Annotated in this window: 23 protein-coding genes and 1 tRNA gene; 15 read left to right on the top strand and 9 right to left on the bottom strand. The window is 68.9% G+C overall.

Annotated elements, in window-relative coordinates:
- Positions 1-12: 12 nt before the first annotated feature.
- Both Q9R39_RS15620 and Q9R39_RS15615 read right to left on the bottom strand, forming a co-directional pair.
- Positions 13-183: a hypothetical protein gene (locus Q9R39_RS15620; RefSeq protein WP_165630609.1), complete on the bottom strand. Its 171-nt coding sequence runs from the start codon at positions 181-183 to the stop codon at positions 13-15.
- Between the two features lie 164 nt (positions 184-347).
- Positions 348-1,844: a threonine/serine exporter ThrE family protein gene (locus Q9R39_RS15615; protein WP_137810482.1), complete on the bottom strand. Its 1,497-nt coding sequence runs from the start codon at positions 1,842-1,844 to the stop codon at positions 348-350.
- Between the two features lie 167 nt (positions 1,845-2,011).
- Between Q9R39_RS15615 and Q9R39_RS15610 the strand changes: the two genes are divergently transcribed.
- Positions 2,012-2,398 carry a RidA family protein gene (locus Q9R39_RS15610; protein WP_277243828.1) on the top strand — a complete coding sequence of 129 codons (387 nt, stop codon included), beginning with the start codon at positions 2,012-2,014 and terminating at the stop codon, positions 2,396-2,398.
- A 69-nt stretch (positions 2,399-2,467) separates the two neighbouring features.
- Positions 2,468-2,542 (top strand) — tRNA-Thr (locus Q9R39_RS15605).
- A gap of 70 nt (positions 2,543-2,612) precedes the next feature.
- On the opposite strand, the gene Q9R39_RS15600 is transcribed toward Q9R39_RS15605, so the two are convergent.
- Positions 2,613-2,966, bottom strand: coding sequence for a Fe-S protein (locus tag Q9R39_RS15600; RefSeq protein WP_065631513.1), 354 nt, complete (start codon positions 2,964-2,966; stop codon positions 2,613-2,615).
- 72 nt (positions 2,967-3,038) lie between these two features.
- On the opposite strand from Q9R39_RS15600, the gene Q9R39_RS15595 reads away from it, so the two are divergent.
- The gene (locus Q9R39_RS15595; protein WP_207624922.1) at positions 3,039-4,676 is read left to right on the top strand and encodes a carboxylesterase/lipase family protein; all 1,638 of its coding nucleotides are present in this window, start codon (positions 3,039-3,041) and stop codon (positions 4,674-4,676) included.
- A 12-nt stretch (positions 4,677-4,688) separates the two neighbouring features.
- Here Q9R39_RS15595 and Q9R39_RS15590 read toward each other — a convergent pair whose 3' ends face one another.
- Positions 4,689-8,462 carry a hypothetical protein gene (locus Q9R39_RS15590; RefSeq protein ID WP_311277746.1) on the bottom strand — a complete coding sequence of 1,258 codons (3,774 nt, stop codon included), beginning with the start codon at positions 8,460-8,462 and terminating at the stop codon, positions 4,689-4,691.
- A 499-nt stretch (positions 8,463-8,961) separates the two neighbouring features.
- Here Q9R39_RS15590 and Q9R39_RS15585 point away from each other — a divergent pair, with 499 nt between their 5' ends.
- Genes Q9R39_RS15585 through Q9R39_RS15570 form a run of 4 tightly spaced genes read left to right on the top strand, consistent with a single transcriptional unit; the run spans position 8,962 to position 12,060 of the window.
- Positions 8,962-10,167 carry a winged helix DNA-binding domain-containing protein gene (locus tag Q9R39_RS15585; protein WP_311277745.1) on the top strand — a complete coding sequence of 402 codons (1,206 nt, stop codon included), beginning with the start codon at positions 8,962-8,964 and terminating at the stop codon, positions 10,165-10,167.
- A gap of 42 nt (positions 10,168-10,209) precedes the next feature.
- Positions 10,210-10,572 carry a helix-turn-helix transcriptional regulator gene (locus tag Q9R39_RS15580; protein WP_065631509.1) on the top strand — a complete coding sequence of 121 codons (363 nt, stop codon included), beginning with the start codon at positions 10,210-10,212 and terminating at the stop codon, positions 10,570-10,572.
- The gene (arsB, locus tag Q9R39_RS15575; protein ID WP_311277744.1) at positions 10,569-11,657 is read left to right on the top strand and encodes an ACR3 family arsenite efflux transporter; all 1,089 of its coding nucleotides are present in this window, start codon (positions 10,569-10,571) and stop codon (positions 11,655-11,657) included. Before Q9R39_RS15580 ends, arsB begins: the two co-directional genes overlap by 4 nt.
- Complete coding sequence (locus tag Q9R39_RS15570) at positions 11,650-12,060, top strand: low molecular weight phosphatase family protein (RefSeq protein ID WP_311277743.1); 411 nt, start codon at positions 11,650-11,652, stop codon at positions 12,058-12,060. Before arsB ends, Q9R39_RS15570 begins: the two co-directional genes overlap by 8 nt.
- 324 nt (positions 12,061-12,384) lie before the next feature.
- Here Q9R39_RS15570 and Q9R39_RS15565 read toward each other — a convergent pair whose 3' ends face one another.
- On the bottom strand, positions 12,385-12,870 hold the full coding sequence (locus Q9R39_RS15565) for an ArsI/CadI family heavy metal resistance metalloenzyme (protein ID WP_311277742.1): 486 nt from the start codon (positions 12,868-12,870) through the stop codon (positions 12,385-12,387).
- A 101-nt stretch (positions 12,871-12,971) separates the two neighbouring features.
- Here Q9R39_RS15565 and Q9R39_RS15560 point away from each other — a divergent pair, with 101 nt between their 5' ends.
- Positions 12,972-13,334 carry an Rv2640c family ArsR-like transcriptional regulator gene (locus tag Q9R39_RS15560; protein ID WP_137810475.1) on the top strand — a complete coding sequence of 121 codons (363 nt, stop codon included), beginning with the start codon at positions 12,972-12,974 and terminating at the stop codon, positions 13,332-13,334.
- A gap of 37 nt (positions 13,335-13,371) precedes the next feature.
- Here Q9R39_RS15560 and Q9R39_RS15555 read toward each other — a convergent pair whose 3' ends face one another.
- On the bottom strand, positions 13,372-13,611 hold the full coding sequence (locus Q9R39_RS15555; protein ID WP_311277741.1) for a three-helix bundle dimerization domain-containing protein: 240 nt from the start codon (positions 13,609-13,611) through the stop codon (positions 13,372-13,374).
- 157 nt (positions 13,612-13,768) lie between these two features.
- Between Q9R39_RS15555 and Q9R39_RS15550 the strand changes: the two genes are divergently transcribed.
- The 4 genes from Q9R39_RS15550 to Q9R39_RS15535 all read left to right on the top strand — a co-directional run bounded on the left by Q9R39_RS15550 (position 13,769) and on the right by Q9R39_RS15535 (position 17,038).
- Positions 13,769-13,981 (top strand): hypothetical protein, encoded by a 213-nt coding sequence (locus tag Q9R39_RS15550; protein ID WP_137810474.1) that lies wholly within the window; start codon positions 13,769-13,771, stop codon positions 13,979-13,981.
- Between the two features lie 86 nt (positions 13,982-14,067).
- Positions 14,068-14,754, top strand: coding sequence for a DUF899 family protein (locus Q9R39_RS15545; RefSeq protein WP_311277740.1), 687 nt, complete (start codon positions 14,068-14,070; stop codon positions 14,752-14,754).
- 93 nt (positions 14,755-14,847) lie between these two features.
- On the top strand, positions 14,848-15,570 hold the full coding sequence (locus Q9R39_RS15540) for a response regulator transcription factor (protein WP_165630597.1): 723 nt from the start codon (positions 14,848-14,850) through the stop codon (positions 15,568-15,570).
- Positions 15,563-17,038 carry a HAMP domain-containing sensor histidine kinase gene (locus Q9R39_RS15535; RefSeq protein WP_311277764.1) on the top strand — a complete coding sequence of 492 codons (1,476 nt, stop codon included), beginning with the start codon at positions 15,563-15,565 and terminating at the stop codon, positions 17,036-17,038. Before Q9R39_RS15540 ends, Q9R39_RS15535 begins: the two co-directional genes overlap by 8 nt.
- On the opposite strand, the gene Q9R39_RS15530 is transcribed toward Q9R39_RS15535, so the two are convergent.
- Together Q9R39_RS15530 and Q9R39_RS15525 are read right to left on the bottom strand one after the other, a co-directional pair.
- Positions 17,035-17,874 (bottom strand): hypothetical protein, encoded by an 840-nt coding sequence (locus Q9R39_RS15530; protein WP_165630595.1) that lies wholly within the window; start codon positions 17,872-17,874, stop codon positions 17,035-17,037. The two genes, Q9R39_RS15535 and Q9R39_RS15530, sit on opposite strands and share 4 nt — an antisense overlap.
- A 17-nt stretch (positions 17,875-17,891) precedes the next feature.
- Positions 17,892-18,887, bottom strand: a complete 996-nt coding sequence (locus Q9R39_RS15525) for a DNA adenine methylase (RefSeq protein ID WP_211539139.1) — start codon at positions 18,885-18,887, stop codon at positions 17,892-17,894.
- 200 nt (positions 18,888-19,087) lie between these two features.
- Between Q9R39_RS15525 and Q9R39_RS15520 the strand changes: the two genes are divergently transcribed.
- Positions 19,088-19,513 (top strand): HIT family protein, encoded by a 426-nt coding sequence (locus Q9R39_RS15520; RefSeq protein ID WP_277244257.1) that lies wholly within the window; start codon positions 19,088-19,090, stop codon positions 19,511-19,513.
- Positions 19,514-19,604: 91 nt separating this feature from the next.
- Here the strand turns inward: Q9R39_RS15520 and Q9R39_RS15515 are convergent, their stop codons facing one another.
- Positions 19,605-21,725 carry a RecQ family ATP-dependent DNA helicase gene (locus Q9R39_RS15515; protein ID WP_165630592.1) on the bottom strand — a complete coding sequence of 707 codons (2,121 nt, stop codon included), beginning with the start codon at positions 21,723-21,725 and terminating at the stop codon, positions 19,605-19,607.
- A 137-nt stretch (positions 21,726-21,862) separates the two neighbouring features.
- On the opposite strand from Q9R39_RS15515, the gene Q9R39_RS15510 reads away from it, so the two are divergent.
- Complete coding sequence (locus Q9R39_RS15510; protein WP_165630591.1) at positions 21,863-23,128, top strand: bifunctional glycosyltransferase family 2/GtrA family protein; 1,266 nt, start codon at positions 21,863-21,865, stop codon at positions 23,126-23,128.
- On the top strand, positions 23,125-25,200 hold the full coding sequence (locus Q9R39_RS15505; protein ID WP_165630590.1) for a glycosyltransferase family 39 protein: 2,076 nt from the start codon (positions 23,125-23,127) through the stop codon (positions 25,198-25,200). The genes Q9R39_RS15510 and Q9R39_RS15505 overlap by 4 nt, the downstream gene beginning before the upstream one ends.
- The last annotated feature ends 23 nt before the right edge of the window (positions 25,201-25,223 follow it).

Here is a 25,223-nt window from a genome sequence, read left to right as displayed (position 1 = left end):
GGAGCCACCTGCTCAGGCGTTCTCGCCCGGCGCGATCCCCAGCATGGCGAACAGCATCCGGCACTCGTCGGCGTCGGTGGCGTACGCGGCGACGACTCGGCGCGCCGAGTTGGCGGTCTCGTCGGCCACCGGCTCCAGTTCGTCGTCGGTGATGTCGGTCGCGTCGGTGGTCTTCGCGGGCATGTGAGTCCCCTCGTTGTGCGGCATGGTGTGCGGTTCGGTGCGCGGTGACGAGGCGCAGCCGTGCGGTGTCTCGGTCCGTTGCTGACTGGAGCGGCCGTCCGATGACACGCCCGACTCCGCATTCTACCCGGACATCGGTGGTGCTCACGGCCACCCGTCCGGCGTCAGCGTCGTGGCGGTGGCGGCCGCCACCGGTTCGCCCGGGCCCGTCGTGCGGCCGCGTCGGCCTGCCGCGCCTCACGGGCTTCGCGCAGGGCGATCCGGCGGCGGAGACGCCAGTCCGGACGGGGTGGCAGCTGAGGGCGACGCAGCGACCGGGCGACGAACTCGCCCAGCGTGACCCCCGCAGCGAGGGCGCAGCCGATGGCCAGCGCGTTCGCGATCCAGGTGAATCCGTCGAGGGTCTGGTCGCCGAGGATGCCGTAGAGGCCGCGATACACCGCGAGACCGGGCAGCAGCGGGGTGATGCCGGCCACCGCGACGACCAGCGGCGGGGTCAACGCGCGGCGTGCCAGCAAGCCGCCGATGAGTCCGACGAACGCGGCCGCGAGACCGTTGGCGATGACGTCGCCGATGTCGGTGAACGTCGAGGCCGCCGCGACCGCGGTGCCGATGAAACCGCCGAGGAACGCCACCCCGAGGGCGCGCGTCTCGGCGTAGCTGGCCAGCGCGTAGGCGCAGGCGGCGACCGCGCCGGCGATCACCCGGATCGGCAGTTCGACGACCTCGAAGCTGGTGGTCGTGGTGATCGTGGGCAGGAAGATGCCGCCCGCCTCCAGGATTCGGATCGCGACGCCGACACCGGCGATGATGCCGCCGGTCATCAGCAGCAACTCGAAGAACCGGGCGACACCGGTGATCGGTGCGCCGGTGATCGCGTCCTGGACCGAGCCGACGAGGGACAACCCCGAGAGCAACACGACGATGCCGGCCGCGATGACCTGCGACGGCGCGATCTGCACACCGAGTCGTTCGGCCGCGGCGAAGACCAGGGCGGCCGGGACCACCGCGATGAAACCGCCGGTCAGCTGCTGGAAGAAGACCGGTGTTCCGATGCGGTTGAGCCAGCGGTTGACGGTCACCGTCACCACGGTCGTCAGGAAGGCGAGCGCGGCGACGAGGTATTCGCCGCCGAGGAGCACCGCGATGCCCGACGCCATGATCCCCCAGGCGGTCGTGGCCAGCCAGTGCGGATAGGGGTGCGGCGCGGTGATGATCTCGTCGACCATCTGGTGGGCGGTGGACGGGCTGATGAACGAATCGCGGATGCGGCGGACGAGCCGGTCGACCTGCGCGAGCCGGGTGAAGTCCATCGACCGGTAGTAGACCTGCTCCATGGTCGTGATCGGCGGGAGCGTCGCGCCGCGCCGCGCGCTGACGACGATCGTGTTGTAGGTGACATCCACGTCGACGTCCTCGAGGCCGTACACGCCGGCGACGAACTTGATCTGCGTCTGGGTGTCGATGGCCCCGGTGCCCGAGTCGAGCAGCACCGCCCCGATCTTCGTGGCGAGATCGAGGACCTCGGTGATCGCCGCGACGTCGAACGGTTCGATCGGCTTACGTGGCGACACCATGATGCTGCCCGGTTCGATGGTGTCGATCGTCGCCTGCCGGCTGCCGCTGAGCCGACGCAGGACACGGCCGATCTGTTCGCGCACGCAGGCCTCCTCGGGTCGATGGTGGAGTGCTCGCGGGGTAACCGACACCCGGCCGGTTCAACCCTGACAGGAGACTGGATACACCTCGTCCGTCCGGACGACTCCGGCAGGGTCGGCGGAGGAGCCGACGGCGGTGGTGACCGGGGTTGCTCGTCTACGATCGCGGCATGTCCTCGGTGCAGATCAACGGTCCGCGAGACGGCCACACCCGCAGTGCCACGGTGAGTCCCGGGAGTCTCGTCTTCACCGCCGGTGCGGCCCCCATCGACGACGACGGCGCCACCGTCGCACCCGGGAACGTTCGCGAACAGGCCGTGCAGTGCATGAGAAACCTCGAGGCCGCGCTGATCGAGTCCGGCGCGACGCTGCGCGACGTCGCGAAGGTCACCGTCTTCGTCGCCGAACACCTGCAGGCCGATCTGGTGGTCGCGTGGGACGCGGTGACCGAGGCCTTCGGCGACCACAGGCCGGCCGGCAGCCTGCTGGGCGTTTCGGTCCTCGCCTACGACGATCAGCTGGTGGAGATCGAAGCGGTCGCGGCCCTCCGGGGCTGATCGCGGCACGGCCGGTCCGCCGGGTGCGGATGAAGCGGGAGCGGTCCGGCCGATATACTCGCCCCGCGCGCCTCCTTAGCTCAGTGGTAGAGCACTCGCCTTGTAAGCGAGCGGTCGTCGGTTCAATCCCGACAGGGGGCTCCACGCACGAACGCCGCGCACCTGTTCCGGTGCGCGGCGTCTGTCGTCTCGCGGGTTCGGCTCGCGGACCGGGCTACCAGATGACGGCGAGGCCCGCGGCCAGCAGGGACAGGGCGCCGACGGACCAGAACAGGGCGCGCGGTACGGGTTCGCCGGTGCGCTTCTGCCGAGCGCTGCCCATGCCGAGGATTCCGCCGAGGACGAGCAGGATCACCAGCTTGATGCCGATCTTCGGGTAGTTCAGCTCGATACCGGCCGGCCACGGCGCCGCGAGCGCGAGCCCGGTCAGCAGGGACAGCAGCAGTCCGTAGTCCATCACGCGGGTGAACCGGAACTCGCGAGCCACGAGTTGGGTGACCCAGCCGCCGAAGGTCACGGCGAAGCCGATGATGTGCAGGAAGATTACGACGTTGCGTAGTAGCTCCATGCGGTCACCATACCCAGCAGACACGGCCGAGTTCTGGATTACGAGAACGGGTTCACGGTGCACGATGGACGGATGAAGCACGACGAACCGGGCACCTCCGCCAACTCGACGTCCCCGACCGACGGCGTGGCTCCGGACGGGACCCGCCCAACGGCCCAGACCCGGGTCGGCACCTTCCGCGGGGTCGCCGGGGAACGGGCCGACGTGTGGCGGGGCATCCGGTACGCCCGCCCGCCCGTGGGGGAGTTGCGCTGGCGCCGTGCGATTCCCCTCGAGGAGGCCGATGCGCCCGAGGACGTGGTGGATGCCTCGACCTTCGGCGCGGTCTGCCCGCAACAACTCAACCCCGCCGTACGTCTCGGTCCCGATGTGGTCATGGACGAGGACTGCCTGTTCCTCAACGTCTGGACCCCGCCGGGGGCCGCGGAGCACGCCGACGACGCCGTCGGACTCCCGGTCATGGTGTGGCTGCACGGCGGCGCCTACGTCCTGGGGTCGGGGGCCCAGCCGTTCTACGAGGGCTCGAACCTCGCCGCCACCGGCGACGTGGTCGTCGTGACGCTGAACTACCGGCTCGGTGTGCTCGGGTTCGCCGACCTGTCGTCGATCGACCCGCGGTTCGAGTCGAATGCCGGCCTCAGCGACGTACTCACGGCGTTGCGCTGGGTCCGCGACCACATCGCCGCCTTCGGCGGTGATCCCGACAAGGTGACCGTGTTCGGCGAGTCGGCGGGCGCGGGACTGGTCACCGCGCTGCTCACCATGCCGGCCGCGGCCGGGCTCTTCGGCCGGGCGATCGCGCAGAGTTCGCCCGTGACGTCGATGTACGGTGCCGACCGGGCCGCGCGGGTCGCCGACCAACTGCTCGAGGCCGCCGGCATCGACGCCGGTGGACTCGACACCGGCGAGATCGTCGGGCGTCTCGAACAACTCGACGGCATGACCTGTTCGGCGATCACCACCACCCTGTTCGAGAAGGTCCCCACCGAGGTGCCGGGGACCATCGCGTTCGCACCGGTCATCGACGGCGATCTGCTGCCCGAACATCCCCTCGACGTCTATCGCGCGGGTCGGGCGCATCCGGTGCCGCTGATCATCGGGACCAACCGCGACGAGGCGAATCTCTTCAAGTACATGAAGTCGCCGCTGATGCCGATCACCACCGCCGACATCGAGCGCATGTTCGCCGGGATGGCGAAGGAGTATCCGGACGTCGTCCTGCCCGAACGTGCGCAGGTGCTCTCCGCGTATTCCGGTCTGCGCCCGAAGGTCACCGGACTCGGCGTGGCCCGTGACGTGGCGTTCCGCATGCCCACGCTGTGGCTCGCGGAGGCGCATGCGCGTTCGGCGCCGGTCTATGTCTACCGCTACGACTGGACGACGCGAATGTTCCGGCTGCTCGGTCTGGGGGCCGCCCATGCGACCGAGGTCCCGTACGTGTGGGGGAATCTGGGCAACGGGCCGAAGGACATCACGTTCCTGCTCGGCGGGCGTAAGCAGGGAGAAGCGGTGTCGGAGAGGATGATCCGACGGTGGACCGCATTCGCACACGGTCAGGAGCCGGACGCCGGGGCGCTCGGGGATCCCTGGCCGACCTACGACACCGGCCATCGCCCGGTGTTGCGCATCGACGCCGAGGACCGGGTCGTGCAGAACCTCGACGGCGACATCTGGGAGGCGTGGGGCGACGAGGTGCTCGGCTTCCGCTGAGCCGCAACGGCTTCAGTCCCGACGGCAGTCCGCGCGAACGTCGATGTGCGGGAGATAGGCGTCGCGCTGGGCGTCGGTGACGGGTGCGGTGCTGGCGCAGATCCAGTCGCGGGCCTCGTCGAGATCGAGCGTGTGCAGGTAGACGTTCCCGGTGGTGTCGCCGCCGGAGATGATGTCCTCGTCGGTGGGGAGTCGGGCGGGTAGTTGCCAGGTGGTGGTCGTGTCGGTGGTCGCGAGCAGCGTCCCGACCGGTTGCGGGTCGGTGAGCCGGCCGTCGTCGTCGAGGGCGAAACTGATCAGCTCGTGCGTCGCGGTACCCACCGTGAGGCGGTTCGGCGCGACGGACACCGTCGAGGCGAACATGTCCTCCTCCCGGTCGATCAGTTCGGGTTCGGCGTCCGTGCCGGCCGGCGGGAGCCGCCACGTGGAGAGGTCGCGGGAGGCGACCACCAGCACATCGCCGTCGAATACGGCCTGGGCGGCCGGCGCCTCGGTGGTGATGACGTCGACCGGGTCCGCGCCCGGCGACGTCAGGTCGTACAGGTAGACGCGTTTGTCGTCGGAGGTGACCGCGACCCGCAAGCCGTCGGAGCTGAAGGCGACGTTGCGGATGAGGTCGGTGGGTCCGCGCAGCGGTGCGCCCACGCGTCGCGGGGAGCCGGGCACCGAGGTGTCCCACAGGGCCACGGTGGTGTCGGTGTCTCCGGTCGCGAGCAGATGGCCCGACGGCGCGAAGGCGACCGGGAACGAATAGCGGGTGGCGACGTCGAGGGCCGCGGCGCGTCGCGGGGCCGCGGTGTCGGTGATGTCCCACAACTCGACGAGCCCGCCGTTGTTGTTGGCGGTCGCGGCGAGGGTGCCGGGGCCGTTGAGGCTGACCCGCGGATGGTCGTTGACCCGACGCTGGATGGGCGTGCGCGATCGCAGGGTGAGGCCGTCGGACATCGTCCACAGGTTCAGGGTGGTGTCGGCGCCGACCGTCGCCAGGACTCGTTGGGCGTCGTCGGTGTCCACGCCGGTGATGGTCCCGCCGCGGTCGGGTTCGGTTCGGCCGGGCAGGCTCCAGACGTCTATCGTCCCGTCGGAGCGGCCGGAGACGAGTTGGCGGCCGCTGGGGTCGAACCGGGCCGCGAAGGTCCGCACCGAGCCCTGTTCGGAGGTCGTCTGCAGCGCCCACTGCAGGATCGGCGAGGCCGGGTTCGCGGTGTTCCACACCCGGACCAGGCCGTCGGCCCGGGCGGAGGCCACCTGCGCACCCGAACCGTCGAAGGCGATCGACCACGACCCGGCCGTGCTGTTGGGCAGCGACGTGCTCAGCGGGCGGGGTGCGAGCGGGTCGGCCACGTCCCAGAGTTGGGTGTTCGGACTGTCGCCGGTGATCGCCAGCGAGCGGCTGTCCGGGCTGAACGCGACGGCATGGGTGATGCTGGGGAAGCCGGTCAGCGGCCCGCCCAGCGGCTGCGGCGATTCGCCGGTCGTCCACAGCCGGACGGTCCGGTCGTCGCCGCCGCTGGCCAGGACGCGTCCGTCGGGGCTGAAGGAGAGGGTGCGCGCCGCGGCGGTGTGGCCGCGCAGGACGGCCGTCTCCCGGATCGCTCCGGTCGGTGAGACGGCGTACATCGTGATCGTGCCGTCGTCGGACGATGCGGCCAGGGTCCGCCCGTCGGCGGCGAACCGCACCATGTAGACGGTGCCGTGGCCCGGGGACACCGTCGTCGCCAGCCGCGGGTTCAGTGCGTCGGTCAGGTCCCACATCCGGACGGAACCGTCCCCGCTGCTGCTCGCCAGCAGTTGCCGTGTCGGGTGGAAGTCGGTGCTGGTGACGTAGTTGCCGAAGCCGCGCAGGACCGCGACCTCCCGATAGTCCGACGAGCCGGACCGGGCCCAGACGCGCACGGTCCGGTCGCCGCTCGCCGACGCGAGCTGCGTGCCCGTCCGGTTGAACGACAGGTCGTAGACCGGGCCGGTGTGGCCGGTCAGCGGGGCCACCAGGGGCGTCGTCGCGGCGCCGCGCAGACGGCTCTGGACGGTCGGGTCGTCGGGATAGACCTCGTGGGCGACGAGCAACAGTCGCGCGGCCAGCGACGGGTTGGAGTACTGGATGCTGTCGATGTGCGACAACAGCGCCGAGCGTTCGGCGGCGTTGCGCTGTTCGCGCAGGTCGTGGGCCTGTCGGAAGCCGATGGCGGCGGTGATGGACGCCGCGATGGCCAGCACGACGATCACCGACACCGCGCCGACGCGCGTGATGCGGCGCCGCTGCTGCATGGCGACCGCCGCGTCGAGGAAGGCGTCGTTCTCGTTGCTCAGCAGATGCAGGTAGTCGCTGCGCAGGGTTCGTCGCCGGCGCTTGGCGTCCTCGAGGCGCGACCCGGTGTAGAGGAACGACCGGCCGCGCCCGTTGGCCAGCCACGCCGCGGTGTCGGCGTCGACCTGCTGGCGCCAGAGGTGGTTGTCGGTGTCGTCGGCGATCCACTCGGCCAGACGCGGCCAGGCGGTGAGCACCACGTCGTGCACGAGCATCACCGAGTCGGTGGACACCGTGAGCAACCTGGCCTGGGCGAATTCGTCGATGACGGTCGCGACCTCGGGCGGGAACCGGTTCGCGATGGTCGCCGTGGACAGCGGCACGCGCAGCGCGATGCCGGCCGGGCCGACGTGCACCAGGGCGAGGAGGACTGCACGCGCGAGATCCCGATGACGCGGATCGATCGCCGCCCAGGCCGTCTCGGCGGTGTCGGCGACCGCGCGGGCGATACCGCCGGTGGCCCGGTACCCGGACAGCGTCATGCGGTTGCCGGTGCGGCGTGCCCAGGTCGCCTGGAGAACGTGCGCCAGCAGCGGCAGGCGGCCGGCGCGGTCACCGCCGGTCGACGCCTCGTACAGCTCGGTGATCATCACGTCGGCGAGTCCGGTCTCGATGCGGCCGCCGGCGAGTCGGACGGGCGCGGTGATCACCTCGCGCAACTGCGTGCGGGTCATCTCCGAGACGATCACGCAGCGGTGCTGCCACGCATCGGCGAGGAACGGATGCTCGACGCACTGACTGAAGAAGTCCGCTCGCACGCCGACCACGACCACGACGTCGGACGCCAGTTCTTCGACCTCGCGCAGCGTCTCGGTCCGCAGCGGGTCCTCGAGCGAGAAGACGTTCTCGAACTGGTCGATGACGATGACCGCGTCCCCGGTCGTCGAGGCCGGCGCATCGGTGTCGCCCGGCACGTCCGGGTCGGCGATGACGAGCCCGCTCGGGGTGATCTCGCCGAGTCGGGGCGACGACAATCGCGTGTCCCGGGCGAGACCGGCACGGAGCAGCGACGACTTGCCCGATCCCGAGACCCCGGTGACCACCACCAGTCGCGACGCGGGGGACAGCGGTGGCGGTCCGGAGCGGGCCGACAGGATCGCATCGACGAGGGTGCCGACGACGTCGTCCCGGCCGAAGTACATCTGACTGTCGGCCGCGGTCAGGGTGGCGAGGCCGGGGAACGGCCGGGCATGCTGCGGTGCGGGCGGCTCGGCGGTCGGGGTCTCGTCGGGCGTCCGGCGGTCCCACATCTCCCGCCACTGCGGGATGGTCAGGACGTCGTCGGCCCCGGCGGCGACGGCGCGTGCGGTCAGCCAGACGAGCAGCGGTTCGACCGTCGCGAAGTCGCGGGGGAGATGACGGCCGTTGCGCCAGTCACTGATCCGTTGCGCCGAGACCCGGGCCCGCGTCGCCGCGGCGCGCAGCGTGGGACGTCCCGCTTGCACGAACAGACGCGTGAGTGCCTGACCGAAATCCACTCAGCTGTCCTTGTGCTCGCCCCGACAGATCGACCGCACCATCATGCGATAGCCGAACCCACCGCGCCACCATCGGCTATCCGATGTGGTGACGGCCACACCGCGGACCGCGGATCACCGGACGTGGCAAGCGGATCCGGAACCGGTTCTGTCCGGTCCGGATAGTCCGTTAGCGGCTTGATCTGCGCTTATGTACCGGTTTCCGGAACGGGGGTGGAGTGGGTCGCGTTCGTGGGGTCTGCTGGTGGGGCGCAACTCGACGGGGGTCGGGAAGCGCACAGGTTGCGTCGGTCGAAGGACACACCGAAAGTGTCGCGAAACACTGCCCGTCGGGGGCTGTGTGTCGTTCGGCCCACACGACCGCGCGGGTGCCGGACACCGGGTCGACGGGGGTCGGCGGTCTCCGGCACCCGCGTCCCCTCCTCGCCTGCCGGGTCACCCGTGCTGTCGGCGTCGATCACTACGATCTGTCCATGCGACCACCCCGGGTACCCGTGCGATGAGCCGCCTGTTGATCTCCGACTCGCAACGCCGCACTCGCCTCATGCGCCGGCAACACCTCGATGTCTCGTCTCGAGCCGCCGACTCCGTAGAAGCCGCTGCCACGATGGTCGGTCTGCACGCCACCACACCGTCGACCGTCCACCTGGCCGCATGGGCCCGGGTCGATCCGGAGCTCTCGCGCGAGTCGGTCGACGCCGCCCTCTACGACGACCGGTCGCTCGTCAAGCACCTCGCGATGCGTCGCACGTTGTTCGTCTTCCCGCGGGACATCCTGGCCGAGTCCGTCGGAGCCCTCGGGCCGCGGATCTCGGCGTCGGAACGTACCAACATGTTGCGCGACCTCCGGCGCAGTCCCGACTTCGACGACCCGGAGGGCTGGATCGAGACCGCCCGGCAGGCGGTCCTGGCCGAACTCGCCGGTGGTGAGTCGCTGACCTCCACCGAACTCCGCGAGCGTCTGCCCGCACTCGACGGTTACATCAGCCACGGCGTGGGCACCACGTGGGCGGGCCGCGCCCCGATGGTGCCGCGCGTGCTCAACATGCTCGACGCCGAGGGGGCGATCGTCCGCGGACCCAACCGGCTGCGCTGGCATCTGTCGCGGCCGGCGTGGACGTCCATGCCGCTCTGGCTCGGCGAGGACCTGCCGTCGATGAGCGTCCACGACGGGCACTGCGCGCTGATCGGACGCTGGCTGCGGACCTACGGACCCGGCACCGAGACGGACCTGGTGTGGTGGCTGGGGTCGACCAAGACCGCGGTGCGCGCGGCGCTGGCCGAACTCGAGACCGTCCAGGTCGACCTGGAGGGTGGCGGAGTCGGCCACGTCCTGCCCGACGATCTACCCGAGGGCACCGGAGCCGACGGCATGGGGGACGAGCCGGTCGAACCGCAGGCCGTGCTCCTGCCGGAACTCGACCCGACCACCATGGGCTACAAGGAGCGCGGCTTCTATCTCGGCGGCCACGCGCCGCAGGTCTTCGACTCCGCGGGCAACGGTGGCCAGACCGCCTGGTGGGATGGTCGCATCGTCGGTGGCTGGTATCGCCGCGCCGACTCGACGATCGACGTCGTCCCGCTCGAACCGTTGTCAAGGGAAGCGCGTCGGGCTCTCGATGCCCGGGCCGAGGAGCTCGCGGCGTGGCTGGGGGACGAACCGCTGAAGACCGGCTACACCGCGCCGTATGCGAAAGGGTTGTAGGTCGACGCTTTCGCTTGGTTCGGCATCTGTCAATATTGATGAATGTCGAACCAGAACCTGCTGGCGACGGTCTCCCGCGGCATGACGACCGACGAGGCGGAGACCGTCGCTCCGGCGTTGAAGGCACTCGCGGACCCGGTCCGGTTGCGGTTGTTGTCCGAGATCGCCGCGCATCCGGGAGGTGAGGCGTGCGTGTGCGACATCTCCGGACCGTTCGACCTCTCGCAGCCGACGATCTCGCACCATCTGAGAGTGCTTCGCGAAGCCGATCTGGTGACGAGCGAGCGACGCGCGACCTGGGTGTACTACCGTGTGAACACTGGTGCGCTACAAGAACTGTCGGGGCTGCTCGGCTGTCTCGCCACAGTTCTGGGGGAAGCACGTTCGTGTGAGGCCGGACGATGAACGTCACGGAAACCGCCGTCGCGGGCAGGCTGTCGATGCTCGACCGGTTCCTGCCGGTGTGGATCGGCGCCGCGATGGTGGTGGGTCTGCTGCTGGGCCGCAGTGTTCCCGGAGTGGGCAACGCGCTGGCGGCCGTCGAGCTCGACGGCATCTCGCTGCCGATCGCACTCGGGTTGCTGATCATGATGTATCCGGTGCTGGCCAAGGTGCGCTATGACCGGCTCGACTCGGTCACCGCCGACCGTCGCCTGCTGCTCGGGTCGCTGGCATTGAACTGGATCATCGGCCCGGCGTTGATGTTCGCGCTGGCCTGGCTCTTGCTGCCGGACCTGCCGGAGTACCGGACCGGACTGATCATCGTCGGGCTCGCCCGCTGCATCGCGATGGTCATCATCTGGAACGACCTGGCATGCGGCGACCGCGAAGCCGCTGCCGTCCTGGTCGCGCTGAACTCGGTATTCCAGGTGATCATGTTCGCCGTGCTGGGCTGGTTCTACCTCTCCGTGTTGCCCGGCTGGCTCGGCCTCGAACAGACGACCATCGACGCCTCGCCGTGGCAGATCGCGAAGTCGGTGCTGATCTTCCTCGGCATCCCGCTGGTGGCCGGATACCTCACCCGTCGTATCGGAGAGCGCGCCAAGGGCCGCGAGTGGTACGAGTCCGCGTTCCTGCCGCGTCTCGGGCCGTGGGCCCTCTACGGTTTGTTGTTCACCATCGTCATCCTGTTCGCATTGCAAGGTGAGCAGATCACGTCGCAGCCCTGGGACGTCGCGCGTATCGCTCTGCCGCTGCTGATCTACTTCGCGGTGATGTGGGGCGGTGGGTTCGTGCTCGGCGCCGCGATGGGTCTGGGGTATGCGCGCACCACCACGCTCGCGTTCACCGCCGCCGGCAACAACTTCGAACTCGCCATCGCCGTCGCGATCGCCACCTACGGTGCGACCTCCGGCCAAGCGCTCGCCGGGGTCATCGGACCGCTCATCGAAGTGCCGGTCCTCGTTGCCCTCGTGTACGTGTCCCTGGCACTGCGGAAACGGTTCTCGGCAACACCCGACTCGACTGGGGAGCCCGCGCGCCATGTCTGACCCCCTCAATGTGCTGTTCGTGTGCGTCAGCAACCGTGGCAAATCCGTGATGGCCGAATGTCTCTCGTCAACGGTCACCGACCGGATCGCGGCGTCGTCCGCCGGAACCAGTGCGAAGATCGGTGGGCAGGTCAACGAACTGTCCGCGCAGGTGCTCGCCGAGGTCGGAGCCGACGCCGGCGGACACCGGCCACGACAGCTCACGGACGAGATGATGCGAGCCGCGGACCTGGTCGTGGTCGTCGGCACTGCCGAGGTCACCCCGCCCGACGGGGTCCGTGTCGAGGTGTGGAACACCGACGAACCCTCCGATCGAGGCATCGACGGCCTCGAACGGATGCGGTTGATCCGCGACGACATCACAACTCGTATCCGCGACCTCGCCGACCGCTTGGAGGGGTGAGCGTTCAGAACGGTGCGGGGTTGGCGGGGTGCCCGCAAGCCCACCCCTTTTCCAGATTCCCACCACGCTCGGACCAGGTGGATTCACGGAAAAGAGGTGGGTTTGCCGGAATGTGGCGGGTGCGGTGTTCGGTACGGCGTAGGTGATCGACGCGCAGTGGGTGATGACGTCCACGAGTTCACCGGCGGACAACTCGGTAACGGAAAGCGCTGCAGACAGCGACATTTCGTCTCCGGGCTCGATACCCGAAGCGCCTGTGTCATCGCCCCCGAACTGCATGACATCACCGTACGACCACCCACCGACAAGTACGACGACGCTCGGTCAGCAGCAGGCTGTGCGAGCGTCGGCGGGGTCGGTGGCGCTACCGCCGCAGCACACCGACCCCTCGGTGGATTCGTCGACACCGCTCTCGGCCAACAGCTTCGGGCTGGTTCCGAAGGTGTCGGAATCCGCGAGCACGGTGTAGATCTCCCACTTTTCGTCGCTCGGACCGGTGACCCACACCTTGTCTTGCGTTGCGAAACAACAGGTGGAGTTGATCTCCTGCTGTGTGAACAGGCCCTCGCCGGACAGTCGGGCAATCTCGGCATGCACCGTCTCGCTCGATTCGACCTCCACCCCGAGATGGTTGATCGTGCCTCCCTGACCCGGATTCTCGAGGAGCACCAATTTCAGCGGGGGTTCGACGATCGCAAAGTTCGCGTATCCGGGCTTTCGCTTGGCCGGCGGGGTGTCGAACAGCTTGGAGTAGAACTCGATCGCGGTATCGAGGTCATCGACATTGAGTGCGAGTTGCATGCGGGACATGAGGGGAACCACCTTCACCTGTGAGACATATGTCGAATAATGACGTTTTTGCAGAATGCCACCTTTTCGACATATGTCAATAGTGGGGGTAGGGTCGGACCATGCCCAAGACTTTGCCGATGGTCGACATCAGCGCACCGATCTGCTGTGCGCCTGTATCAGCGGCACCACTCGACGACGCCACGGCTCTCGAGATCGCGTTGCGGCTCAAGGCTCTTGCCGATCCGGTGCGGATCAGGCTGGTCTCGATCCTTCTCTCCGACGGCGGTGACGGGATCTGCACCTGCGACCTCGCGACCGCGGTCGGGCTCACCGAAGCAACGACGAGCCATCACCTGGGTCAACTACGCAAGGCCGGGATGGTCTCCCCCGAACGTCGCGGGATGAATGTCTATTACCGCTCGAGGCCAGAGTCTCTGGAAGCGCTGCGCCAGGTACTCAATGCGACCACCGGGTGCTGCTGACCACCGGGACCTCCCACGGACGCGACCCCGGCCCGGCTCACTCCCCGACGTGCGGCGGGACAGTGGTCGGGTCGGCCATCACGTCGGTGTCGCCCAGTGCTTTGTTGGCGCGACGTTCCACCAGCAGCGGCACGAAGTCGCGGACTTCGGTCCCGCTGAAGTGCTCGTAGGCCTGCTCGACCGCGGCGGCGACGTCTTCTGGTCGTCGGTGCGAGTAGAGGCCGATCAGCCGGTCCTGCACTTCGCTGATCTGACGCCGCTCGTCATTAGCATCCATGCACACAATTTAGTGCGAATGCGACAACGTCGACTGTCACGACGGATGGATTCACTGACAGTTCATCTCGCCGCCATCGAGACTCAATCTCGACCGGCCCGTACGCACCGCTGATGATCGTGGGCGGTTGACGATCGGAGAACCTACGATGACACCCATGGTTCCGTCACGGCGACCCATCGACCCGGCCGCGCAGGCGCAGGCGCGGGTGCTGGTCGAAGAGCTGGAACGCGTCGCGGACTCGCTCGTGGACCGGCTGCAGGCCGGTGTCGGTGGCGAGAAGGCGCAGCGAGCAGCGCGCCGGGAACTGTACGAGGTCCGCGAACACGTGCGCCGACTCCAGAGCACGTACGCCCTTTCCCCTTCGTAGAGCTGTGCCCCCTTTCCGATGAATTCCGCCACGGGCGCGGGTCAGACCCGGTGGACTGTTCTCACCACCGAGCGAAAGGCTTCGTCATGACCGCGGCACTCCCACCCGTAGCCGACCGCGAGACCTGGGCGGCGGCGCTGGCCGACCTACGCCGCCGCGAGAAGGCGGCCACCCGCGAACTCGACGCGGTGGCGGCACAGCGTCGTCGACTCCCGATGGTCGAGATGGACGATTACGTCCTCACCGGGCCCGACGGGCCGATTCGACTCGTCGACGTCTTCGACGGACGGTCACAGCTGATCGTCTACAACCACATGTGGACCGACGGCGCCCGGTTCCAGTGCCCGGGTTGTACCGGGTTCACCACCCAGTTCTCTCGGCTCGACTACCTCGCCGACTACGACGCGCGGTTCGTCATCATCACGCACGGGCCGATGGACGAGATCCTCGCCTACAAGCGGCGCGTCGGAAACCGCATGGACTGGTACTCGTCGGCGGGTACGACCTTCTCCGCCGACGTCGACGCCGCCCCGGGCGAAGGCTTCGCCCTCAACGTCTTCCTCCGAGACGGTGACACCGTGTATCGCACCTGGCACTCGACCGGTCGTGGTACCGAACAACTCGGATTCACCTTCGGACTACTCGACGTCCTGCCCTACGGACGCCAGGAGGAGTGGCAGGATTCCCCGGACGGCTGGCCGCAGAGCCCGACCTACTCGCGCTGGCGCGGTTCGGAGGAGATGGCCGCCGCGTACGGTGACCCCGACGCGTGACCCCCGGCCGCGCAGAACCCGCTGGTCAGCGTTCACAGGAATCTCCCAGCGTGCCTACAGTGAGGTTCCAGGGCCGGCTGGGACTCTGGTCGTGTGAGTGAAGTGGCGAAACAGAACAGCACGCGCGGCGCGAAGGTCCTCGTGGTCGACGACGAGGAGAACATCCGTCAATTGCTGTCGGTGTCGCTGAAGTTCCAGGGCTACGAGGTCGAGACCGCCGCCGACGGTCCGGCGGCCCTCGACCGATGCCGCATCGCCAAACCCGACGTCCTTGTCCTCGACGTCATGATGCCGGGGATGGACGGGTTCGGACTGCTGCGCCGGCTGCGTGCCGACGGGGTCGAGGCGCCGGCCCTGTTCCTGTCGGCGCGCGACACGGTGGAGGACAAGATCAACGGCCTCACCATCGGCGGGGACGACTACGTCACCAAACCGTTCAGTCTCGAAGAGGTCGTCGCCCGGTTACAGGTGTTGCTGCGCCGCAGCGGTTTCGACGACCAGAAGCGCGCGTCGTCGAAGATCACCTTCGCCGACATCGAACTCGACGACGAGACCCACGAGGTGTTCAAGGCGGGCGAGCTGGTGGCCCTCTCGCCGACGGAGTTCACGCTGTTGCGCTATTTCATGGTGAACGCGGGCACCGTGTTGTCGAAGCCGCGCATCCTCGACCATGTCTGGAACTACGACTTCGGCGGCGAGGTGAACGTCGTCGAATCCTATGTGTCGTACCTTCGGCGCAAGCTCGACACCGGGGACAAGCGACTCATCCACACCCTCCGCGGCGTCGGCTACGTGATGCGTGAGCCCCGTGACTGATGCGGCGGTGACGAGTACCGGCCGTGGCACGCGGAAGCGCGGTGTCCCACTGCGGGTCTCGCTGGTGGCGCTGACGGTGCTGCTCGTCGCCATCGGACTCCTCGCCTCCGGTGTCGCGGTGACCTCGTCGATGCGGCAGGACCTCATCTCCCGTGCCGACGAGGGGCTGGAGAACTCGGTGCGCACGTGGGCCGAACCCCGTGGTCTCCTCGGCGACGGCCCCGGCCCGCCCGGGCCGCGTCGGCCGCCGTCGCCCTATTACGTCGAGTCGGTCGTCTACGGGCCCGGCGGGATGTCGGCCGACAACGTCTACAACCAGTTCGACGACGCACCCGACCTGAGTGGACTGACCGGTGACAACGCCGGACCCGTCACCGTCCCGTCGGTCGACGGGGACGGGCCGCAGTGGCGGGTCATCAAGCACAGCAACAGCTTCGGCAGATCCATCGTGGCCACCCCGATGTCCGACATCGACGACACGGTCAGCAGGTTGATCTGGCTGCAGCTCGCGATCGGTGCGCTGGTCCTCCTGCTCATCGGGGTGCTGAGCTACGTGCTGGTCCGCACGAGCCTGCGCCCGCTTCGCCGGGTCGAGGAGACCGCGCACGAGATCGCGGAGGGCAATCTGACACGGCGCGTCCCGCCGGCACCGCCGAACACCGAGGTCGGCAGTCTGTCGGATTCGCTGAACCGGATGCTCGGCCAGATCCAGCATGCGTTCGCCTCGACCGCCGCGTCCGAACAGCAGGCCCGCGCCTCCGAGGAGCGGATGCGCCGTTTCGTCGCCGACGCCAGCCACGAACTGCGGACCCCGCTCACGTCCATCAAGGGCTTCGCCGAACTCTATTCGCGCAGCGGCGTCTCCGACGTCCCCGATCTTCCCGATGTCACCGACGCGATGCGGCGCATCGACGACGAGGCCGGCCGGATGAACCTGCTGGTGGAGGACCTGCTGATGCTCGCGCGCCTCGACGCGCAGCGGCCGCTCGACTCGGCGCCCGTCGATCTCCTCGGCCTGGCCGCCGATACCGTGCAGAGCGCCCGTGTCGCCGCCCCCGAGCGCGAGATCCGGCTCGACGTCGTCCCGGGCGACCGTCCGCCGGTCGTCCTCGGCGACGGGCCGCGCCTCGTGCAGGTGCTGCGCAACCTCATCGGCAACGCCGTCAACCACACCCCGCCGGACGCCTCGATCACGGTCGGGGTGGCCGTCGACGACGGTGCAGGCGAAGCGGTGCTGACCGTCGCCGACACGGGTCCGGGCATCTCGGCGGAGGATGCCGAGCACGTCTTCGAGCGCTTCTACCGCGGCGACTCGTCCCGACATCGCGGCTCCGGCGGCGGTAGCGGCCTCGGCCTCTCGATCGTCGCGGCACTGGTCGCCGCGCACGGCGGCCGCGTCGGCGTGGACACGAGCCCCGGTGTGGGAGCCACGTTCTGGGTGCGCCTACCGCTCGCGGAGGCCGATTAGATCAACCGGCGCAACGTGGCGAACTCGGTGACGTCGTCGCGGAACCGGTCGAGTCCGACGAGCGTGTACATCCCGTCGATCTGCCGGTTGGCCCACAGCTGGTGGATGCGGCGTAGGTCGGATTGCCGTGACTTCCAACCGATCCCGTCGATCACCGCGAGGACGAGCTGGGTCGGCAGCCGCACCTCGGCCATCTCCTCGATCTCACGGACCGCGTCGGTGAGTTTGGAACCCGTCGAGTCGAAGCCCTTGGCCGCCACCACGATGTCGGCCGACGCCGGATCGCCGACGATGAGGTCGGCGGGCGCGGTCCGGCCGTTGCGTCCCGCGAACCGCGAGCGGGTGACGTAGTCGAGCCCGATGTCGCGGGCGATGTCCTCGATCTCGTCCTCGATACGCCGGCCTGATGCGCCCGCGCGGGTGGCGGTGGCGCGGGTGCCGGCGCGGGCCACGAGAATGTCGGCGAAGGTGAACGTGCGGGACAGCTGGGTGCGCAGCATGCGGACCAGGTCGAACTCGGTGTCGAGCCAGGTCACCAGCTCGACCGGTTGTGCGCGCGCCAATGCATGCCAGCCGCTGGTGTCGAACCGGTCGCGCAGGGCGTTCTTCAGCTTCTCCTGGGACAGCCCGACGGCGAGCCCCAGTACGGGGACATCGGTGGGGTTGTCGCGCACCCACGCCGCCAGTCCCGCGATGTCGGTGTCGAGCAGTTCACCGAGACGCGCCGTGGCCTGGGTGATCCGCTCGGCCTCCGGCGTCGACGCGGTCGGGTCGACGTGAGACGTCAACCGTCCCAACGATTGCAGATAGTCGTCGAAGTCGCCCGCGGTGCTCATCGTGGAGAGTCGTCCGCTCAGTCCCGGCCGATGAACAGGTACTCGCTCACGTCGCGGCGGGTCGCGGCCGCGTGGGTGCCGAAGCTGTACTTGTGGTCGATCGCGATGACCTCCACCGACGGCTTGACCTTCCCGAGCAGGTCGACGATGCGATCTTTGCCCGGCAACGCATTCGACGAGTACGACAGCACGATGGCGCCGGCGTCCTCGAAATGCTCGAACGTACGCAGCAGCGCGTCCTCGATCGTCCGCTTGTAGGCGAACGGCGTGAAGCGTTTCGGCAGCTTCTTGGTCTTGGTGTTCTCCATGATGCTCATCCCGCGCCAGTAGGCCGACAGGCCTTCGAGGAAGTGGTAGCGCTTGATGTAGTCGTTGTCGTCGGTCGGCGGGGCATACGGGGGGTCGAGGTACACGAGGTCCGGTGCTGCCCAGGGTAATTCGAGGTCGAAGATGTCGCCCTGCACGCTCCGGCTGTTGCGTCCGTTGCTGAACACGGTGGCGTTGTAGTCCGCGGCCGCCCGCAGACGGAAGTGGTCGCGCAGCGACATCGTCAGGTCGCGACGACCGTCGGCGTAACGCGTCGAGTCGGTGAAGGTGAACACGCCACGGGGCTGTTTGCGGGCGGCCGAGAGAACGAGGGCGGCGATCGCGAGATCGCGTCGGTAACCGCGCAGTGCGTCGATGTGCGACCACGCGGAGTCCAGGAACGCACGGTCCTCGGTGGTGAAGTACAGCCCGTCGAAGGTCCGCGAGATGTAGTCGCGATCGTCGGCGGGCGGACCGCAGATGGCCTCGATCAGTTCCGGCTCGAGCCGGACACTCGAATTGGCCACCGACGCGCGGGTGATGATGTGCGGGAAGTTGAGGAAGTCGTTGCTGACGACCTCGAAGCCCTGCGCCTTCAGCAGATAGGACACGACTCCGGAACCGGAGAACGCGTCGACCGCGGTGGACCCGCCGATCTCGGCGAAGGTGCGTTCGAGGTGGGGCAGCAGCCGGTACTTCGACCCCATGTACCGGAGGCGGGGGAACCGTTGGGCGCGGGCCAGGACGTCGCTGGATCCGACGACGGCTCGGGAGGTGCGTCCTGCCCGGGATGATTCTGGCCCACTCACACCGAAAAGAATGTCATGGACCCCCGACATCCCGGGACAACACTCGCCGTCGACCGCAGCGTCACCGTGGCGACGCCCGCACCACCTAGACTCGGCCCATGGCATCGGTCTTCAGCATGATCATTAATGGCGATCTCCCCGGTCGATTCGTCTGGAAGGACGGCGAGGCGGTCGCGTTCCTCACGATCGAACCGGTCACGCCCGGTCACGTCCTGGTGGTTCCCCGCGCCGAGGTCGACCACTGGGAGCAGATGGACACCGCCGCGTTCGCGCACCTCAGCGCCGTCGCGCAGAACGTGGGTCGCGCGGTGAAGGACGCCTTCGACGCGCCGCGGATGGGCCTGCTCATCGCCGGCCTCGAAGTCCCGCACGTGCATGTCCACGTGTTCCCGGCGCTGACGCTCGAGACCTTCGACCTCGCGAACGCGAACAAGAACGCCCGCCCCGAGGACCTCGACGCCGCGGCCGAGAAGATCCGCGCGAGCCTGCGCTCGCTCGGTTACGGCGAGTACGTCGCCGACTGACCCGACCGTCCGGCAAACCCACCACTTTTCGGCGAACCCACCCCGTCTCAGGGTGCTGGGTTTGCCGAAAAGGGGTGGGTTTGCGGAGGGCTCACACCGTCCGGTGGATCAGCAGCGGTAGCACCGCGGTGGCGCCGGCTTCGCGGAGGGCGGCGGCGGCCAGGGTGATCGGCCAGCCCGAGCCGTTGGCGTCGACCACGAGCAGCACGGCGCGGCCCGCGACGTCGGGCGGGTCGCCGAGGTGGTCCCGCCAGTAGGCGGCCTCGACCGCGCCGGTCGCGTCGGCGGGCGGATCGCCCATGCGCACGGGAAAACTGCCGCCCTCGCGTTTTCCGACCTTCCGCAGGTGGTCGGCCAGGGTCTCGGCGAGGTCGGTGCCGGTCAGACGGAGCGACACGATGACGTCGGCCCGGATGCCTGTGTCGCGTACCCACGCGGCCAGCGTCGCAACCGCGGCGTCGCCCAACTCGGCGAGTGCGCGCTCGTCGCCGTTGCGGGCCGCGGCCAGCACCTCGACCCACTCCGGGGCGTCGGCATGGGCCAGGACGCGACCCGGCTCGGCCAGGAGATCGGCGGAAATTCTTCCGCGACGCCCGAATTCGCCACCGGGCCACATCTTGCGGGGGTCCAGGGTCTGGGCCTTGCGACGCAGCGTCGAGGTCACGGTGCGGACGATCTCGGCGTCGACCGAATCGGGGAGTCCTTCGCTGAGGGCGCCCCGGCAGACCGAGCAGCGTCCGCAGTCCGCGGCCTGCGGGTCGTCGAGGGATTCGGTCAGCAACCGCATGAGGCACGTGCGGCCCGCGATGTAGGCGCGCATGATGTCGGCCTCCCGACGGCGCACGGCGAGGATGCCGTCGTAGTGCTCGGCGTCGTAGGTCCAGGGCTTGCCGGTGACGACCCACCCGTCGGCGGTCCGGTCGGTGACGCCGTCGACCGCCAGTTGCTTGAGCATCAACTCGATACGCGTGCGCCGGAAGCGGGTGGCGGCCTCGAGCTGCACCACCGACTGCGGCTCCGCCGCGGATTCCAGGGCGGCGAGCAGATCGCGCATCTTGTCCGGGTCGGGGATCGTCGCGGTCGCGAAATGGTCCCAGATCCGGTCGTCGGTCTGCGACGCCAAGAGCATCACGACGGCGTCGTCGAGGGCGCGTCCGGCACGGCCGACCTGCTGGTAGTAGGACACCGGCGACGGCGGCGACCCGACATGCACCACGAAGCCGAGATCTGGCTTGTCGTAACCCATTCCGAGCGCCGACGTCGCGACCAGCGCCTTGACCTCGTTGCGCAGCAACGCGTCCTCGAGTTCATGGCGGCGGTCGGCGTCGAGCTGGCCGGTGTAGGCCGCCACCGCGACGGCGTCGCCATGGACGGCCCGGATCGCCTCGACCAGGCGGTCGGCGTCGGCGACGGTCAGCACGTAGACGATGCCTGACCCCGGCAGCGAAGGCAGCGACTGCGCGACCCACCCGTACCGCTGGACCGGGGAGAGGCCGTCGAGGACATTGAGATGCAGGGACTTCCGCGCCAGCGGTCCGCGGAGGACGAGTGTCGGCTCACCACCGGAGCCGGCATCGAGCTGAGCGGCGACGTCGTCGGTGACGCGGGCATTGGCGGTGGCGGTGGTGGCCAGGACCGGCGTCGTCGGGTTGACGGTACGCAGCACGTCGGCGACGCGGCGGTAGTCCGGGCGGAAGTCGTGACCCCAGTCGGACACCGCATGTGCTTCGTCGATGACGAGCAGGCCGAGGTTGCCGGCCAAGGCGTCGAGAACCCGGCGACCGAAGCCCGGATTGGCGAGCCGTTCCGGTGACACGAGCAGCACGTCGAGGTCGCCGGCGCGCAGCTGTGCCTCGATCATCGACCACTCGTCGACATTGGACGAGTTGAGCGTCGCCGCCGACAACCCACCGCGAGCGGCGGCGGCGACCTGGTCGCGCATGAGCGACAGCAGCGGTGACACGATGAGCGTCGGCCCCCCGCCACCCGCCCGGATGATCGCGGTCGCCGACCAGTAGACCGCCGACTTGCCCCACCCGGTCGCCTGGACGACCAGCACGCGGGCGCCGCGCTCGGTGGGATCGGCGGGCCGGCCGGCCAGTGCGGTCACGGCCCGGAGCTGGTCGTCGCGCAGCGCGGCGCCCTCACCGGCCAGGCTGGTGATGACACGGTTGGCGGCGGTCAGCTGGTCCGGGGCGAGGGTTGCGGCCATGCGCCCCAATGTAGTGGCGCCCTCGGACACGCCGACGCGGTCCGTCCACACCGCGGCGTGTACCCGGCGAAGCGTTCACAGGAACCTGGCAGTTCACATGCAGGGTGACGCGAGGCTGGGAATCGAGAGTTGTCCGCATGATCCCAGAAGCACCGCCGGGCGCCCCGGCGCAGATGTACAGCGTCGCCGACACCTCTACGCCGAATCCAGTACTCGACATCGTGGTCCCCGTCTACAACGAACAGGACGACATCGCCTCGTCGGTGCGACGCCTGGCCGACCACCTGCGCGCGCATGTGCCGTACGCGTCGCGGATCACCGTCGCCGACAATGCCAGCACCGACGAGACCCTCGAGATCGCCGTCGCACTGGCCGGTGAACTCGAGGGCGTTCGGGTCGTCCATCTCGAGCAGAAGGGCCGCGGACGCGCGCTGAGCGCGGTGTGGCAGCACAGTGACGCCGAGATCGTCGCGTACTGCGACGTCGACCTCTCGACCGACCTCAACGCCCTGATGCCGCTCATCGCCCCGCTGGTGTCGCGGCACTCCGACATCGCGATCGGGACGCGCCTCAACCGCTCCGCACGCGTGGTCCGAGGACCCAAGCGCGAGTTCATCTCCCGCTCGTACAACCTGATGCTGCGTACTGCGATGGGCGCCCGGTTCTCCGATGCGCAGTGCGGATTCAAGGCCATGCGCACCGACATCGCCCGCGAACTGCTGCCGTTCGTCGCCGACACCGGCTGGTTCTTCGACACCGAGCTCCTGGTCCTCGCCGAACAGATCGGTCTGCGCATCGCCGAGGTGCCGGTGGACTGGGTCGACGACCCCGACAGCACCGTCGACATCGTGCCGACCGCGATCGCGGATCTGAAAGGCTGTGCGCGCGTGGGCCTCGCACTCGCCATGGGCCGGTTGCCGATCGCCCAGCTGCGCGCCTCCATCGGCCGCGACCGGGCCGCGGGACCGCAGCTCGACGGCGTGCCGGCGGGCATGGTCGGTCAGCTCGCCCGCTTCTGCGTGGTGGGCGTGGCCTCGACGCTCGCCTACGCGGTCCTGTTCCTGGCGCTGCACTCGTTCCTGGGCGCCCAGGTCTCCAACGTGGTCGCGCTCGCGATCACCGCGGTCCTCAACACCGCCGCCAACCGGCGCTTCAGCTTCGGCATCCGCGGACGCGACAACGCCCTGCGCCACCAGCTCTTCGGCCTCGGCGTCTTCCTCTTCGGCTGGGTCGTCACCTCGGGTGCGCTGTTCGTTCTCCACACCGTCGCCCCCGACGCGACGAAACACATCGAACTGATGATCCTGGTGATCGCGAACCTGGTGGCGACGCTCACCCGGTTCGTCGGTCTCCGCTGGGTGTTCCGCAAGGCACCCGCTCACCACACGGAGGTTGCCGCATGAGTACCACCCTCGTCTCCCCGGCGGGCTCCGTTGCGCCCGCGGACTCGTCAGGAGTGACGCGCTCCCCGGCGAAAAGTGCCATCTGGGAACGTCTCTCGCTGGCGGCGCTACTGGTCGGCACCACGGTGGCCTACCTGTGGAACCTGTCTATCAACGGGTGGGCCAACTCCTTCTACTCGGCTGCGATCCAGGCCGGTTCCCAGTCGTGGAAGGCGTGGTTCTTCGGGTCGTCGGACATGGCGAACTCCATCACGGTCGACAAACCGCCTGCCTCGCTGTGGATTCCGGGGCTCAGCGCCCGGATCTTCGGGGTCAACCCGTGGTCGATCCTGGTGCCCGAGGCGCTGATGGGCGTCGCCTCGGTGGCGCTGCTCTACCTCATCACCCGGAAGTACTTCGGCCACTGGGCCGGCATCGTCGCGGGGGTGACCCTCGCGGTGACACCGGTCGCGGCGATGATGTTCCGCTTCGACAACCCCGAGGCGCTGCTCATCCTGCTGATGATCGCCGCGGTCTGGTCGATGATGAAGGGACTCGAGGACGGACGGTGGCGATGGCTGGTTCTGACCGGCGTGTTCGTCGGATTCGGATTCCTCACCAAGCAACTCCAGGTCATGCTGATCGTGCCGCCGCTGGCGGTCACCTACCTCGCCTTCGGGCCGCGCGGTTGGTTGCGCCGGATCGGACAACTGTTCGCCGCGCTCGGCGCGATGATCGTCAGCGCCGGCTGGTGGATTCTCGCCGTCGAGCTGTGGCCCGCGTCGTCGCGTCCGTACATCGGTGGCTCGCAGAACAACTCGATCCTCGAGTTGACCCTCGGCTACAACGGCCTGGGCCGGCTCAACGGCAACGAGACCGGCGCCGTCGTCCCCGGTGGTGGGGGAAACGCGATGGAGGGCATGGGCGGTGGACCGGGTGGCCCCGGCGGCGGGGGCGGCGCGTGGGGCGAGACCGGCTGGCTGCGGATGTTCGAACCCGCGCAGGGCGGTCAGATCGCCTGGCTCATCCCGACCGGCCTGATCCTCGCCGCCGTGGCACTCGTACTGATCGGCAGGGCCCGACGAACCGACCCGCGTCGTGCGTATCTGGTCGTCTGGGCGCTGTGGCTGCTGGTCACGATGGGTGTCTTCAGCTTCATGGCCGGGATCTTCCATCAGTACTACACGGCGGCACTGGCTCCCGCGGTCGCCGCGGTCGTCACCGGCGGCGCGGCGGTGTGCTGGTCGCACCGGGACCGGCTGTGGGTGCGGATCGCGCTCGGGATCTCCGTCGCGGCCGCCGCGATCTGGGGCTTCGTTCTGCTCGATCGCACACCCGACTTCGTGCCGTGGCTGCGATACGCGGTCCTCGTCGTGGGGCTGCTCGCCGCGGTGGCCATGGTCTTCACCCAGCGTCGGACCGTCGCGGCCGCAGCGCTCATCGGGGCCATCATGGCGGGCCTGGCCGGGCCGGTCGCCTACACCGTCGACACGATCGCGACCGAGAAGAGCGGATCCATCATCACCGCCGGACCGCGCGTCGAGGGCGAATTCGGTCCCGGTGGCGGTGGACCGGGTGGACGAGGTGGCCCGGGTGGACCCGGCGGACGGGGCATGCCCGGCATGCCACGGCAGGGATTGGGAGCACCCGGGCAGGGGATGCCCGGTATGGGTCAACAGGATGGGGGCGGTCGCGGTGGCGACGGCGCTGGAGGACTGCTCCGCGGTTCGACGCCGTCGGCGGCGCTCGTGGACAGGCTCACCGCCGACGCCGACGAGTACACGTGGGTCGCAGCTGCCGTGGGCTCGATGTCGGCGTCGGGCTACCAGCTCGAGACCGGACACTCGGTGATGCCGATCGGCGGATTCAACGGCAGCGATCCGTCGCCGACCCTGGCCGAATTCCAGCAGCTCGTGGCCGCGAAGAAGATCCACTACTTCATCGGTGGCGGTTCCGGTCCCGGTATGGGGGGCGGCATGGGCGGCAACTCGTCGCAACCGTCGTCGCAGATCAGCACCTGGGTGCAGGAGAACTTCACCGCCGTAACCGTCGACGGCGTGACCCTGTACGACCTCACCCAGCCCACGAGCTGACCGGCGCCGACACCGTTTGGGCG

Source organism: Gordonia sp. AC31 (genome assembly GCF_031844505.1).
GTDB classification, from domain to species: domain Bacteria; phylum Actinomycetota; class Actinomycetes; order Mycobacteriales; family Mycobacteriaceae; genus Gordonia; species Gordonia hongkongensis.
Note: the sequence above shows the minus strand (reverse complement) of the source record. Positions and strands in the feature narration are given on the sequence as shown.